This window comes from Pseudomonas sp. HN2 (assembly GCF_020736465.1).
Lineage (GTDB): Bacteria > Pseudomonadota > Gammaproteobacteria > Pseudomonadales > Pseudomonadaceae > Aquipseudomonas > Aquipseudomonas moraviensis_A.
Genome location: NZ_CP085885.1, coordinates 2,650,950 through 2,665,183, shown reverse-complemented (window position 1 = coordinate 2,665,183; position 14,234 = coordinate 2,650,950). Strand labels below are relative to the sequence as shown.

Here is a 14,234-nt window from a genome sequence, read left to right as displayed (position 1 = left end):
GTCTCTCAACAGTAAGGGAAGTCTGTGGAGTCAGTTTTTCGCCAGAAATGGCCGGTGGTCCTGTTGACCATCGGCCTCTACCCCGCTTTCACCGTCGGCGTTCGCGCCGACGACAATTTCGACAGCAGCTTGCGCAGCATCAGCCCGTCGCAACTGCAACAACCGGCAGGCAATGACAGTCGTCAGCGCCCTGCCCCTGCTTCCAGGGCCTCCGCCGATGCGGACGCTCTGGGGCTGGAACAAGCGGTCAGGCTGGCCGTGGACTGGCACCCACGGATCGGCGAGGCCATCGGCACGCTGTTCCAGCAAGGCGAAGGGGTCAACGTCGCCGAATCCGGCTATTACCCGCAGGTCACCGGCGGCATCAAGGGTGGCTACACCAGCGGTTACGGCAGCGATGCCGGCAGCCAGTCGGTGAACATATCCCTCAAGCAGATGTTGTATGACTTCGGCAAGGTATCCAGTTCGGTCGACGCCGCCCGCGCCCGGGTGGCACGCAGTCAGGCCGGGATTCTGCTGGCGATCGATGACATTGCCCGCGACACCGCCAAGGCCTACATCGAAGTGCAGCGCTATCAGCATCTGCTCGAGGTTGCGCGCGAACAGATTCAAGGTATTGGCGGCATCGTCGACCTGGCCAAACAGCGCAGCGACATGGGCGCCAGCACCCGCTCCGATATGGTTCAGGCGCAGTCCCGGGCCGAAGGCGCGACGGCGACGTTGCAGGAATTCAAGGCGCAATACGCACGCTGGCAAGCCACCCTCACCAGCCTGCTCGGACGGCGCACGCCGCCAGCGGTGAGTGACGCTGCTACGCCGACGCTGAGCCAAGCCTGTGACGTTTCGCAAATCTCCGACACCCTGCCCGCCGTCCTCCAGGCCGCTGCGCAACGCACCCAGGCCCAGGCCGAACTGGCCCAGGCCAAGGCCGAAGCCTACCCGACCCTGTCGTTGCAGCCGTCGGTCAATCAATACCTGGACGACCACTACGATGATCAGAACTCCCGCGCTGATCGCACCCAGGTCGGGATCTTTCTCAACCTCGAAGTGCCGATCTATCAGGGCGGTGCGATCAGCGCGCGCAGCCGCGCCGCCGGGCATGCGCTGACCGCAGCGGACTCGGCCGAAGACTTCGCGCGCCTGCAAGCGCGCCAGGGTCTGGCTGAAGCCCAGGCGCAGACCTCGGGCCTGAACCGGCGGCTGCGCTCGCTGGAATTTCGCCAGACCAGCATCACCGAAGCGCGCATGTTGTACGGCCGCCAATACCTCGAGCTGGGCACCCGGCCGCTGCTGGACTTGCTCAACGCCGAGCAGGAAATCCACCAGTCGCGCTTTGATCTGGTCAACACCCAAGCCGATCTGCAACGTCTGCAGATCGACTGCTTCTACAACAGCGGTGCGATTCGCCGGGTCTTCGGCATCGACCACAGCGCCATCCAGAATGTCGAGATCCTGCCATGACCGATGCCAGCATCACTATTGCTGAACCCGCCGCTGCCGAGGCTCGCGAGGATTATTCATCGTGGCTGGAAGCGGTGCTCAAGGTCGCCCGCCACTATCGCCTCGATGTCTCCCCGGAAAGCGTGCGCCTGGCTTCTGTGCACAGCGAAGGCCGCGTCGAAGAAGTGGTTCGGCACATGGCGCGTCAGGCCGGACTCAGCGTCAAGTTCGCGGTGTTCGACAACAAGAGCCTGAGCCGCTGGCGCACGCCGCTGGTGGTGCAACTGCGCGATGGTCAGGTCGGCGTGCTTGAAAGCATTGGCGAGACCGGCGAGCTGGGCATCTGCTTCAGCGGCGATCAGGGTTTGCAGAGCCGCATGGACGCCGCCGCTCTCGCCGAGCAGGCCCTGCGCACGGTGATTTTGCGCCCGACGCAACCGGTGGCGGACGTGCGCACCAACGACTACATCAAGCCGTACGACGAACACTGGTTCCGGCGCATCGTCCTCACCGACCTGCGCCCCTACAGCCAAGTGATGATCGCCTCGCTGGTGGCGAATCTGCTGGGGATGGCCGGAGTGCTGTTTTCCATGCAGGTGTACGACCGGGTGATTCCGGCCGAATCGCTGCCGACCCTGTACGTGCTGTTCGGTGGGGTAATGCTGGCGCTGCTGTTCGATTTCGTCATGCGCATCCTGCGTCTGCGCATCACCGATGTGCTGGGCAAGCGCGCCGATTTGCGCGTCTCCGATCTGGTGTTCGGCCATGCCTTGCGCCTGCGCAATTCGGCGCGGCCGAAATCCACTGGCTCGTTCATCTCGCAACTGCGCGAGCTGGAACAGATTCGCGATCTGATCACCTCCAGCACCGCCACGGCGCTGGCGGACATGCCGTTTTTCCTGCTGTTCCTGCTGGTGTTCTATTTGATCGGCGGGCCGCTGGTGCTGATCCCGCTGGTGGCGCTGGTGTTCATGTTGCTGCCCGGGATCATCGCGCAACCGCGTCTGGCCCGACTGGCCAATGCCTCGATGCGCGAAGCCGCGCTGCGCAACGCCATGCTGGTGGAAAGCATTCAAGGCCTCGACGACATCAAGGCACTGCAGGCCGAGCAACGTTTCCAGCAACAGTGGAATCAATACAACGCTGCCTCGGCGGACAGCAGTCTGCGTTTGCGCACCCTGACCAACAGCCTCGTGGCCTGGACGCAGAATGTGCAGGGCGGCGTGTTTGCGGTGGTCATTGTGTTCGGCGCGCCGATGGTGATTGCCGGTGACCTGACCACCGGCAGTCTGGTCGCGGCGTCGATCCTGTCGTCGCGGATGATGGGGCCGATGGCGCAACTGACCCACGTGCTCACCCGCTGGCAGCAGGCCAAGGTCGCGCTCGAAGGCCTGAACCGGATCATGCAGATGCCGGTGGATCATCCCGAAGGCAGCCAGCGCGTGCACTTGCCGGCGATTCGCGGCGACTACCGCTTGCGTCAGGCCAGTTTCCGCTACAGCGAGGAATCGTCCCCGGCGCTCAACAGCATCGACCTGAGCATTCGCCCCGGCGAGCGCATCGCCCTGCTCGGCCGCAACGGCGCCGGCAAGTCGACCTTGCTCCAGGCACTGGGCGGCGCCATGGATCTGAGCAGCGGCGAAACCACCCTGGACGGCATCGCCCTGGCGCATCTCGACCCGGCTGACCTGCGCCGCGACGTGGGCTTGTTGTCGCAACAGGCGCGGCTGTTTCACGGCACCCTGCGCGACAACATCACCCTCGGCGCCGGTCAGGCCAGCGATCAGGAGATCATCGCCGCGCTGACCGTCACGGGTGCGCTGGATTTCGTTCGCCAACTGCCCAAAGGCATGGATCACCTGGTACTTGAAGGCGGGCTGGGATTGTCTGGCGGCCAGCGTCAGAGCTTGCTGCTGTCGCGCTTGTTGATCCGTCAGCCACAAGTGCTGTTGCTCGACGAACCGACCGCGGCGCTGGATGACGTCACCGAGCGACTGCTGCTGGAAAAACTCGCGACCTGGACTCAGGGCCGAACGCTGGTGGTCGCCACGCACCGGGTCAGCGTGTTGCAACTGGTCGAGCGGATCATCGTTCTCGACAACGGGCGCATCGTCATTGACGACCATCGCGACGCGGCACTCGCGCGGCTGCGCGCACCGGGCAAAGGAGTGGCGGTATGAAACCGATGATGACCGACGTACCGGACCCGATGTCCTATCTCGACGGCCGCGATGAGCGTGCCTTGGCCGGTGGTGCAAAGGTGATCTGGGGTTGCGCGCTGATGCTCGCCTGCTTCGTCGCGTGGGCGGCGTGGTTTGAGATCGTCGAGGTCTCGACCGGCACCGGCAAAGTGGTGCCGAGCTCGCGCGAGCAAGTGATTCAGTCGATGGAGGGCGGCATTCTCGAGCAGCTCAACGTTACTGAAGGCGCGTTGGTCGAGCGCGGCCAGATTCTCGCGCAACTGGACCCGGTGAAGAACCAGTCCAACGTCGGCGAAAGCGCGGCCAAGTACCGCGCGGCGCTGGCGAGCGTTAACCGCTTGCAGGCCGAGGTCAGCGAAAAACCGCTGGCCTTTGACGCCTCGCTGCAGGAGTTTCCCGAGTTGATCCGCGCCGAAACCGAGCTCTACCAGACCCGTCGCAAAGGTCTGGCGGAAACCCTCGACGGTATCCAGAGCTCGCTGAAACTGGTGCGCAGCGAACTGGCGATCACTGAAAACCTGGCGAAGATCGGTGCCTCGAGCCGGGTCGAAGTGCTACGCCTGACCCGTCAGCGCTCGGAGCTGGAATTGAAGGCCACCGAAGCCCGTTCCGATTACATGGTCCGCGCCCGCGAAGACCTGGCCAAAGCCAACGCCGAAGCGCAGATGCTCGAGGCGGTGATCCGTGGTCGTACCGATTCGCTGTCGCGCCTGACCCTGCGTTCGCCGGTGCGCGGTATCGTCAAGGACATCGAAGTCAGCACCATTGGCGGGGTGATCGCGCCCAACGGCCAGGTCATGCAGATCGTGCCGCTGGATGAGCAACTGCTGATCGAGACGCGCATCTCGCCGCGCGACATCGCCTTCATTCATCCGGGTCAGGCGGCGAAAGTCAAAATCACCGCCTACGACTATTCGATCTATGGCAGCCTCGACGGCGAAGTGGTAACGATCTCGCCGGACACGATTCAGGACGAAGCCAAGCCGGAGATTTTTTACTACCGCGTGTTCATCCGCACGTCGTCGGATGAACTGCGTAACAAGGCCGGTAAACGCTTCGCCATCGTGCCCGGGATGATCGCTACGGTCGACATTCGTACCGGCGAAAAAACCGTGCTGGACTACCTGATCAAACCGCTCAACCGCGCCCGCGAAGCGTTGCGCGAACGTTGATCAGCGACTCGCCAGTTTGGTCGCCGACGGCGCCGTCGGGGTAATACTCGCCTGATAACGCGCCCACTCGCGATTGATCTCCGCGTACGGCAGGAAAATGCTCACGCGCGGTTGATCAAGCAGGTCCGGGCGCTTGAGTCGACTGACGTCATCGCGGGTCAAAAACGCCACGTTGATGCCGACCACCTTGCCATCGGCGGAAAATACCGGCCCGCCGGACATGCCTTTGGCCAGTGCGCCATTGTGAGTGCCGTAAAGCACGTTGCCCTCTTTGACGTCGAGGCGAACCATCGCCGGCAGAGCCTGACCGGTGCCCTTGACCGACATGTACAGCGAATTGAACCCCACCGAGGTCAGCTCTTCGCCCGGCTTGTAGCCGCGCCATCCCGGCACGCTATTGGCCTTGTGGCGGAAGAACTGCACGTCTGCCTGCCCCTGGAAAACCGTGCCCGACAAGTAGGGAATGTGCTTCACCGTCACCGCGTAATCTTCATTCCATTGCACAGCCGAACCCATCAGCACGTAAGGCAAAGGCGCGCCGGAGTGAACGACAAAGGCTTGGTCTAAAACAGGATCCTGAACAAAAGCGACTGGCATTCCATTGCACCCGCTGAGCAGCATCGACGCTGCAACAAGTGACTTGAGGGGGCGCATTTTCGGTACATCTTGAAGTGAGGGAAGGTGCTGCAATATGTCATTGCGCCATCACTTCAGCAATAGTCTGAGCCTACCGCTTGTCGGCGAGCGATATAGTCAGTCAATGATTGGATCCAAGTAGCGAGGTTGGGACGATGATTGCCATCGTCCCCTTGCGCGTCAGATTTGTGCCTGACCACCGTCGACAAACAGCTCGATACCGTTGACGAAGCTAGCGTCGTCCGAGGCGAGGAACACCGCGGCAGCAGCGATTTCTGCCGGCTCGCCAACACGCCCCATTGGGATCTGCGACGCCATGTAATCGAGCAGACCTTGCTGCTGTTCGGCGTCCGGACCGGCCAGCTCCACCAGACCCGGAGTTTTGGTAGCGCCCGGGCTGAGCGTGTTGATGCGCACGTTGCGGTCTTTCAGATCCAGAATCCAGCTGCGCACAAAAGCCCTCACCGCAGCCTTCGACGCGGAATACACGCTGAACGCCGCCGTGCCGGAACTGCCCGCCGTGGAACCGGTGAGAATCACCGAAGCGCCTTTGGCCAACAGCGGCAAGGCTTTCTGCACAGTGAACAGCACGCCCTTGACGTTGCGATCGAAGGTGTCGTCGTAGTGCGCCTCAGTGATTTCGCCCAGCGGCAGCATCGAGCCACCGCCGGCGTTGGCGAAAAGCACGTCGAGATGGCCCTTCTCGGCAGCAATTTGCTGATACAGCGCATCAAGCTGTTCGAGGTTCGTCGAGTCAACCTGCACGCCTTTGGCGTTGCCGACCAGCGCAACCGCGGCGTCGAGTTCGGCCTGGCGACGGCCAGTGATGTAAACGTAAGCGCCTTCCTCAGCGAAGCGCTTGGCCGTGGCCAGGCCAATGCCGGTGGTGCCGCCGGTAACGAGAGCGATTTTGCCTTGAAGTTTGCCAGTCATGAGTCTTCTCCAGAACGTGATTAAAGCTGATCGGGGTTTGGTTTCGAGCTGGGGAAAAGCTTATCGACGCTACCGACCTTTCAAAATAGAATTGTCTGAAACTCATCGTTGCAGAATTGAAATGAGCAAACTGCCTGATTTTGAAGGTCTGGCGATGTTCGCCAAAGTTGCGGAGGAAGGTTCGTTCGCCTCCGCCGCGCGGGTCATGGGCGTCTCGATACCCACGGTGTCGCGAGCGGTGTCGCGGCTCGAAGAACGCCTGGGCGGTCGCCTGTTCAACCGCACCTCGCGGCAATTGGCGCTGACTGAATTCGGTTCGAGCATGGCAGCCAAAGCCGGGGACATTTACCGGCAGGCCGAGGAAGTCGAGAGTGAAGCCCAAGACCTTTCGGTGCAGCCGCGTGGACAAGTCCGCCTCGCCGTGCCCATGTCATTCGGTTTGCGCTGGGTCGCGCCGTTGTTGCCTGAGTTGCTGCGCCGCTATCCGGAGCTGTTCGTCGACCTGCATTTGCACGACGCCTCGGTCGACCTGATCGCCGAGGGCTTCGACGCCGCATTGCGTATCGCCGCCCTGCCCGACTCATCGCTGGTCGCGCGTCGGCTATGCGCCGTGAGTCAGTTGCTGGTGGCGTCTCCCGGCTACCTGGAAGCTCACGGACGCCCCATGCACCCGCGTGATCTGGCGACGCGTTCGTGCCTGAGTTACGCATACCGCGCGCGCACGCAAGTCTGGCGCTTCACCCATCACAGCGGCATCGAGGAAGATGTCGTGCCGAAAGGCCCGTTGCGCGTGACCAATTCCGATGCGCTGCTGCCGGTGTTGCTCGAGGGATTGGCGATTGCCGAATTGCCGGAATTCATCGCCAGCGAATACCTGGCCGATGGGCGGCTGGAAGTGTTGCTGCCGGAGTGGCACATGACTCGCGGTGGGCTGTATTTCGTGACGCCGTCTGCACGCAGTCGGCCAGCGAAGATCCGCGCGCTGTCCGACTTCTTTGCCGAGTATCTGTCGGAGCCGGTGTGGCGCTGTGATCAGGCGCACGCTGCGCATTTGCTCAAATGAACGTTCGTCGGTGCGCCGGACAACCGCACGGGCAATCCGGAAAGTGCGTGCTAGGGTGTCTAGCCAAAGCACGTTTCAATCCAGGAAAAAATGAGGAGGATCCATGCCACTTCATCCCATTCTGTTCATGGGCGGTTCCGGCGCCATCGGCCACCAGACGGCCCGCGCATTGCGCGCGGCGCATCCCGACATACCCTTGCTGATCGGCGGGCGCGACCTCGCCAAGGCTGAGCAAACCGCCGAGCAAATCGGCAATGCCCAGGGTGTGGTCATCGATGCTCGCGCAGAAGATCTGGGACTGGGTGATCGCCCGGTCAGCGCCCTCGCCCTTTTCTACATGGACCACGCCCTCGCCGGGCTGCGTTTTGCGCAAAAGCGCAAGGTGCCGCACCTGAGCATTTCTTCCGGCGTATTCGAAATCGCTCCGCAAATCGCCAGTTTCATTCACACGCCCGACGCGGCGCCGATCGTTCTCGGCTACGAATGGATGGTCGGCGCGACCACGGTAGCGACCCTGCACCTCGCCAAGGCCTTCGCCCGTGTGCACGACATCCGCATCCACGCACTGGTCGACGAACAGGATGGCGGCGGCCCGACCGTGGCGGTCGATTTCGAACACCTGAACAAAATGCTGCCGGCCGCGCTGACCCGCCGTGACGGCGAGTTCATCTGGCGCGAAGGCGACGACGCCAAGGTCAGCTTCCGCGCCGTCGACGGTACCACTCTGGAAGGCGCCGGTTTTTCCTCCATCGACGTCACCGGCCTGGCCGCCGCCACCGACGCGCCGAATGTCGAGTTCAACCTCGCCAGCGGCGTCAGCTCGACCCGGCGTCAGGGCCAGCCGATGTCGACAGAGATATTGATCGAAATAGAAGGCACGGATAACAAGGGATCTGCGTTGCGCACACGGCACGCCGTGGTTCACCGCGCAGGTGCGGCGGCATTGACCGGGCTCAGCGTGGCCATGCTGCTGGAGCGACTGGTTGGGCTGGATGGGCAAGCGCCTGTGAGGCCGGGGTTGTATTTTCCGTATCAGTTGCTGGACGCGCAGGTGTTTTTGCAGCGGCTGGAAAAGGACGGTGGTGAGCTGATAGAGCTGGACGGAGAAGTGACTGGATAAAAAATCGTAGCGACCAGGCTGGTCGCTACTAAAAAAGACAGAAGACAGGGTCGCTGGCGAGCAACCGAAGCTTCAATTTTACTTTCCTGCGTCTGCACAGAGTCAGAGCTTGCGACCAACCTGAGCGTAGCCCTGCCTTGAGCTCAAGGCAGGGCGCAGAGCCCTGGCAAATGTCACTTCTTCTTTTTCGCTGGCTTGTCGGCCTTCTCTGATTTCTTTGCCTTCTCCGGTTTGCTGTCAGCTTTCTTGGCGAAATCCTTGGGTTTGGCGTCTTTTTTCTTTTCTTTCTTGTCAGAGGGCTTTTCTTTCTTGTCGGAGGACTTCGATAGCGTCGAAGCCGCATCCGATTTCTTCGCCGATGACGACTTTTTGTCTTTCAATTCTTTACTGGCTTTCGAAGTCTCACCTTTGCTCTTCTTGTCATCTTTAGCCACGTTAACCACCTCTCGGAGTAGTGCTGACATTAGCGCACTGCCTGCGGAATTGCCCACAGGCTCAGTATTAGGCGGGGCTGGTGGAATGCCGTTCAATTTTTCTCAAACGTCGACAATCGCAGGTTGAAAGTTCAAAAGGTGTTGGCGATGTGGAAGCGCCTTGCACTAAAAGGCGCATCCTGTTCTTCGTCCTGGTTTCGGCGAAAGAAATCGCGCATCAGCTCGGCAGGAGCTTGACGCTGCCACAAACCCTGCTCGCGGGTCTGCCAGTCATTCCTTCACCTGTTGAGCCAGTGCGGTGGGATAAATGACTTGCTGGGTGTCCAGGTTGCGAATCTCGGATTCGATGCTGATGGTTGATACCTCGCGTCCGCGAGGTCCGCTGATAGCGGTGCTGGTGGAGAAGTCCACCACATAGCGCTGGCCGGCGCGCAATTCGACATCGCGTGCACCGAAGCCGCATTTTGCGCCGCCGGTACCTAGCCCGTTCATCGATACCCAGCACCAGCCCAATGAGTGCTTTCCGGGCGTAAGGCGTAGCGCCTGCTTACCGGAGACGTCGAGAATTGACGCACGCCCGGCGCCCGGCAACGGTTGGTCATCCACTTGCGTGGCCAGCAGCAGTCGGTGAAAGGGCACGCCGATAGCGCGAAATTGAGTGGTCGCGAAGTACACAAGCGCGGCGTCGGGAGCGTTATTGGAAAGATCATAAGGCGTCATCGATTCCGGCGCCCATTCACCCTGGTAATCCTTGTAGTGATAGTTGGAGCAGGCGGTGGTGAAAATGGCTGCCAGCAGAACCGCAGATAACTTGAGTGGTGAATTGAATAGCGACGAACGCATTGTTCTTCCTTGTTGAGATACCTACGGCTGCTTCGTCAACAGCGGCCGTTTCCGGTGAAGAGTGATATCGGGATGATATCACTCAAACCGTCACAGAGCCTCTGCGGCGCTGTTCTTGTGCCAAAAAAAAAGACCCGCCGCGTGACGAGCCTCTTATGCCTGTACTTCGCTTCAGGCTGATCTCACCGTTGCAGCCTGCTGGTTGTTCTCAGCCCGAATCCTGAACCAGATCGCATACATCGCTGGCAAAAACACCAACGTAATGATGGTGCCAACAAACGTGCCGCCGATCAGCGTGTACGCCAGCGTGCCCCAGAACACCGAGTGGGTCAGCGGAATGAACGCGAGAATGGCTGCCAGCGCGGTCAACAACACCGGCCGCGCCCGTTGCACTGTCGCTTCGACCACGGCATGGAACGGCGCCAGGCCTTCCTGCTCGTTGTGATGAATTTGCCCGATCAGGATCAGCGTGTTGCGCATCAGAATCCCCGACAGCGCAATCAACCCGACCAGCGCGTTGATGCCGAACGGCTGATTGAAGATCAGCAGCGTCGGGACGACACCGATCAAGCCTAACGGCGAGGTGAGGAAGACCATGATCATCGCCGAGATCGAACGCACCTGCACGATGATGATCAGCAACGTCATGGCGATCATGATTGGCAGCAACGGCAGAATCGCCTTGCCAGCCTTGCCGGATTCTTCGATGGCGCCCGCCTGTTCAATCCGGTAACCGGATGGCAGGTTTTCGATGATCGGCTGCAACTGCTGGATGATCGCGCCGGAGACGTCCGGTGGCTGCAAACCTTCGGCGATGTCGCCACGCACGGTGATGGTCGGCGTGCGATCACGGCGGCGCAGGATCGGATCTTCCATGCGCACTTCGACCTGGCCGATCTGCGACAACGGGATGCGCTGCCCCGCCGCGCCGACCAGGGTGAAGCCTTCAATCTGTGCCGGGTCGAGGCGGATATTGCCCGCCGCACGGCCGACGACCTGGACTGAACGGATGTCCTCGCGAACCGCCGTGATCGGCACGCCGCTCAGAAGAAATTGCAACTGCTGGGCCACCGCGCTGGACGTCAGCCCCACCGCCTGCAAGCGATCCTGATTCAGGTTGAAGTGCAGCGTCGGCGTCAGTGGCCCCCAGTCCGTGTTGACGGTTCTCATCATCGGGCTGTCCTGCATCACCGCCCTGACCTGCTCGGCGATGTCGCGCAGCTTCGCCGGTTCAGGCCCCATCACGCGATAGGCCACCGGGAATGGCGAGTACGGGCCGAACACGATTTGCGTGGCCCGAACGCGTGCCTCTGGAGCAAGCCCTTCAGCGACGGCTTCGCGCAATCGCAACTTGAGAGTTTCGCGGGCTTCCTGGCTGTCGGTGAGCACGACGATTTTGGCGAACGATGGATCCGGCAACTCCGGCGCCATCGCCAGGAAAAACCGTGGCGCGCCCTGGCCGATATAGGCCGTGACGATTTTGGCCTCTTCCTGCTTTTGCAGCCAGGCTTCGACTTTGGCAGCCGCCGCGCTGGTCTGCTCGATGGACGTGCCGTAAGGCATCTGCACTTCGATCATCACTTCGGGGCGGTCCGAGGTTGGAAAGAACTGCTTCTTCACCAGCCCCATGCCTGGGATCGCAACAGCAAACAGCGCGACCACCGCACCGGCCACCAGCCATTTGCGCGTAATCACCCACGTCAGAATCCGCCGGAAGCGGTTGTAGCGCGGCGTGTCGTAGATTGCCGCATGCCCGCCTTCGACTTTCTTGATGTCCGGCAACAGCTTCACGCCCAAGTACGGCGTGAAAGCCACGGCGACGACCCACGACGCAATGAGCGCGATGCCGACAATCCAGAACATGTTGCTGGTGTACTCGCCCGCCGTGGACTGGGCGAACCCGTTTGGCAAAAAACCTATCGCCGTGACCAGCGTACCGGCGAGCATCGGCGCTGCGGTATGGCTCCAGGCATAAGCCGAGGCCTTGATGCGGTCGTAGCCCTCCTCCATTTTCACCACCATCATTTCAATGGCGATGATCGCGTCGTCGACCAGCAGCCCCAGCGCCAGGATCAATGAACCCAAGGTAATCCGGTCGAAGTTCTTGCCGGTGGCTGCCATCACCACAAACACGATCGCCAGGGTCAACGGCACCGCCGCTGCGACTACCACGCCGACACGCCAGCCCATGCTGAGAAAACACACGAGCATGACCACCAGCAGCGCGACAAAGAACTTGACCATGAACTCGCCGACGGCCGAGTCGATATTCACTGCCTGATCGGTGACTTTGGAGAGGGACATGCCCAAGGGCATTTCCTCGTTGATCCTGATCGTTTCGGCATCCAGCGCCTTGCCCAGATCGAGACCGTTCCAGCCCTCGCGCATGATCACGCCGAGCAATAACGCTTCCTCGCCATTGTTGCGCACCAGAAAGGTTGCCGGGTCTTCGTAGCCACGCTCGACCGTCGCGACATCAGATAGCTTGAGGGTTCGCTGCTGCGCAACCACAGGCGTGTCACGGATTTTCTGCAACGTATCGAACGCGCCATCGACGCGCAGAAAAACCTCCGGCCCTTTGGTTTCGACCGATCCGGCGGGGGTCAGGACGTTCTGATTGTTCAGCGCGGCGAAGATGTCCTGCGGCGACAAACCCAGTGTCGCCAACCGATCATGGGAAAACGAAACGAATATCCGCTCGGCCTGCTCGCCGATGATGTTGACCTTTTTCACCCCCGGCACATGCAACAGGCGCTGGCGTAATGTCTCTGCGTCGCGCACCAGCAAGCGCTGCGGCTCGCCCTTGGCTTTCAAGGCGAACAGCGCGAAGGTCACGTCGGAAAACTCGTCGTTGACCATCGGCCCGATGACACCCGCCGGCAGCCTGATTGCTTCGTCGTCGAGTTTCTTCCGTGCCTGATAAAACTCTTCCTGCACCTGCCCCGGCGGTGTGCTGTCGAGCAACGACACCACGGTAAATGCAAGCCCCGGGCGCGTGTAGGTTTCCGTGCGGTCGTACCACTTCAATTCCTGCAAACGCTTTTCCAGGGGTTCGGCGACCTGGTCCTGCATCTCCTGCGCGGTCGCCCCCGGCCACGCGGTAATCACCGTTAGCTGCTTGACCGTGAACGGCGGATCTTCCGCCCGGCCCAACTTGAAGAACGACAGGACACCGGCGACGGCAATCAGAAAAATCAGAAACACCGTGATCGCCCGTTGGCGAACGGCGATCGCGGAAAGGTTGAACCGGCCCTCGCTCATGGACGGCTCCCGGCAACCTGGCCATCGTCGCGGGCAAGCAATCGCACTTCTTCGCCATCGCGCAGCAGATGCGCACCCAGCGCGACAATCGGCTCACCGATTTGGAGTTCGCCAGCGATGCGCGCCGAATCGTCACTCAATCCGAGCACCTCGACCGGTCGCCAGGAGACTTTCGCCGGTGTGCCTGCGATCACCCAAACGCCGGGGCCTTTGCCCGGGTTGTAGATTGCGGCCATGGGCACCTTCAGCGCCTGTTTTGCCGCAGAACTTTGCGGGATTTCAATGGTGACCGTCGAGCCGATCGGCGCATCGGCCAGTTTGCCTTCAAGCACATAGCGCGCTTCAAAGGTGCGAGTGGCGCGGTCGGCGGAGTCGGAAAGCAGACGCAGTTTTGCACTGACGGCAGCCGACGTATCGCCATACAGTTTTGCCTGAGCGGTTGAGCCTGCTGCGGGGCGCAAGGTTTCGGGCAGATGAACGATGGCTTCACGCTGACCGGCGCGCGCCAGTCGCACCACCGGTTCGCCGGGGCTGACGACTTGCCCCGGTTCCACAAGGGTTTCCACCACCACGCCATCAGCGTCCGCCACCAGCACCGCGTAACCGGAAGCGTTGCGCGCAACGTCCGCCTGCGCGACAGCGGCATTGAGTTGCGCCCTGGCGGTGTCAGCGGCGGCTTTGAACTGATCGTAGGCCGATGCCGAAATGGCGCCGGCGGCGACGAGCCGGCGATTGCGCGCTTCGTCACCGGCTGTCTGATTTGCCCGGGCGCGAGCGGCGCTCACCGCTTCTTGCTGCGCTCGCGCCTGCAGGCCGAGGTCGATCGGGTCAAGACGCATCAGTGGCTGCCCGCGCTTGACCGTCTGGCCGGTATCAACCAGACGCTCAAGCACCTTGCCCGAGACGCGAAAGCCCAAGTCGCCCTGCACTCGCGCCGCCACGACACCGGTGAATGATCGGGAGCCGTCCTCTGCAAGTTGCACCGCAGCCGACCTCACCAAGGGCGCCAGGGTACGCGGGTCTTTTGCGCTGGAAGAATCACCACACGCCGTCAGGGCCAAGGGCAACAAACATACCGCGAGGGGGAAAGGTCGGAGCCGGCGCATGGAATTCCTTTACTGAAAATAGGAT

The 14,234-nt window shown here is 61.6% G+C and carries 11 protein-coding genes; 5 read left to right on the top strand and 6 right to left on the bottom strand.

Annotated elements, in window-relative coordinates; translation table 11 throughout:
- Window positions 1–24: 24 nt before the first annotated feature.
- Genes LIS66_RS11755 through LIS66_RS11745 form a run of 3 tightly spaced genes read left to right on the top strand, consistent with a single transcriptional unit; the run spans window position 25 to window position 4,813 of the window.
- On the top strand, window positions 25–1,461 hold the full coding sequence (locus tag LIS66_RS11755) for a TolC family outer membrane protein (RefSeq protein ID WP_227974334.1): 1,437 nt from the start codon (window positions 25–27) through the stop codon (window positions 1,459–1,461).
- A complete protein-coding gene (locus LIS66_RS11750; RefSeq protein WP_227974333.1) occupies window positions 1,458–3,620 on the top strand; it encodes a type I secretion system permease/ATPase in 2,163 nt (720 codons plus the stop codon). The genes LIS66_RS11755 and LIS66_RS11750 overlap by 4 nt, the downstream gene beginning before the upstream one ends.
- Before the next feature lie 5 nt (window positions 3,621–3,625).
- Window positions 3,626–4,813 (top strand): HlyD family type I secretion periplasmic adaptor subunit, encoded by a 1,188-nt coding sequence (locus LIS66_RS11745; RefSeq protein WP_416220757.1) that lies wholly within the window; start codon window positions 3,626–3,628, stop codon window positions 4,811–4,813.
- Here the strand turns inward: LIS66_RS11745 and LIS66_RS11740 are convergent, their stop codons facing one another.
- Together LIS66_RS11740 and LIS66_RS11735 are read right to left on the bottom strand one after the other, a co-directional pair.
- Window positions 4,814–5,410 carry a serine protease gene (locus LIS66_RS11740; protein ID WP_227974332.1) on the bottom strand — a complete coding sequence of 199 codons (597 nt, stop codon included), beginning with the start codon at window positions 5,408–5,410 and terminating at the stop codon, window positions 4,814–4,816.
- A gap of 219 nt (window positions 5,411–5,629) precedes the next feature.
- Window positions 5,630–6,382 (bottom strand): SDR family NAD(P)-dependent oxidoreductase, encoded by a 753-nt coding sequence (locus LIS66_RS11735; RefSeq protein ID WP_227974331.1) that lies wholly within the window; start codon window positions 6,380–6,382, stop codon window positions 5,630–5,632.
- Window positions 6,383–6,503: 121 nt separating this feature from the next.
- Between LIS66_RS11735 and LIS66_RS11730 the strand changes: the two genes are divergently transcribed.
- Both LIS66_RS11730 and LIS66_RS11725 read left to right on the top strand, forming a co-directional pair.
- Window positions 6,504–7,445 (top strand): LysR family transcriptional regulator, encoded by a 942-nt coding sequence (locus LIS66_RS11730; RefSeq protein ID WP_227974330.1) that lies wholly within the window; start codon window positions 6,504–6,506, stop codon window positions 7,443–7,445.
- A 103-nt stretch (window positions 7,446–7,548) separates the two neighbouring features.
- Window positions 7,549–8,565, top strand: coding sequence for an NAD(P)-dependent oxidoreductase (locus LIS66_RS11725; protein WP_227974329.1), 1,017 nt, complete (start codon window positions 7,549–7,551; stop codon window positions 8,563–8,565).
- Window positions 8,566–8,738: 173 nt separating this feature from the next.
- Here the strand turns inward: LIS66_RS11725 and LIS66_RS11720 are convergent, their stop codons facing one another.
- The 4 genes from LIS66_RS11720 to LIS66_RS11705 all read right to left on the bottom strand — a co-directional run bounded on the left by LIS66_RS11720 (window position 8,739) and on the right by LIS66_RS11705 (window position 14,209).
- A complete protein-coding gene (locus LIS66_RS11720) occupies window positions 8,739–9,008 on the bottom strand; it encodes a hypothetical protein (RefSeq protein ID WP_227974507.1) in 270 nt (89 codons plus the stop codon).
- Window positions 9,009–9,269: 261 nt separating this feature from the next.
- On the bottom strand, window positions 9,270–9,842 hold the full coding sequence (locus tag LIS66_RS11715; protein WP_042610257.1) for a hypothetical protein: 573 nt from the start codon (window positions 9,840–9,842) through the stop codon (window positions 9,270–9,272).
- Window positions 9,843–10,013: 171 nt separating this feature from the next.
- Window positions 10,014–13,103, bottom strand: a complete 3,090-nt coding sequence (locus LIS66_RS11710) for an efflux RND transporter permease subunit (protein ID WP_227974328.1) — start codon at window positions 13,101–13,103, stop codon at window positions 10,014–10,016.
- The gene (locus tag LIS66_RS11705) at window positions 13,100–14,209 is read right to left on the bottom strand and encodes an efflux RND transporter periplasmic adaptor subunit (protein WP_227974327.1); all 1,110 of its coding nucleotides are present in this window, start codon (window positions 14,207–14,209) and stop codon (window positions 13,100–13,102) included. Before LIS66_RS11705 ends, LIS66_RS11710 begins: the two co-directional genes overlap by 4 nt.
- Window positions 14,210–14,234: the final 25 nt, after the last annotated feature.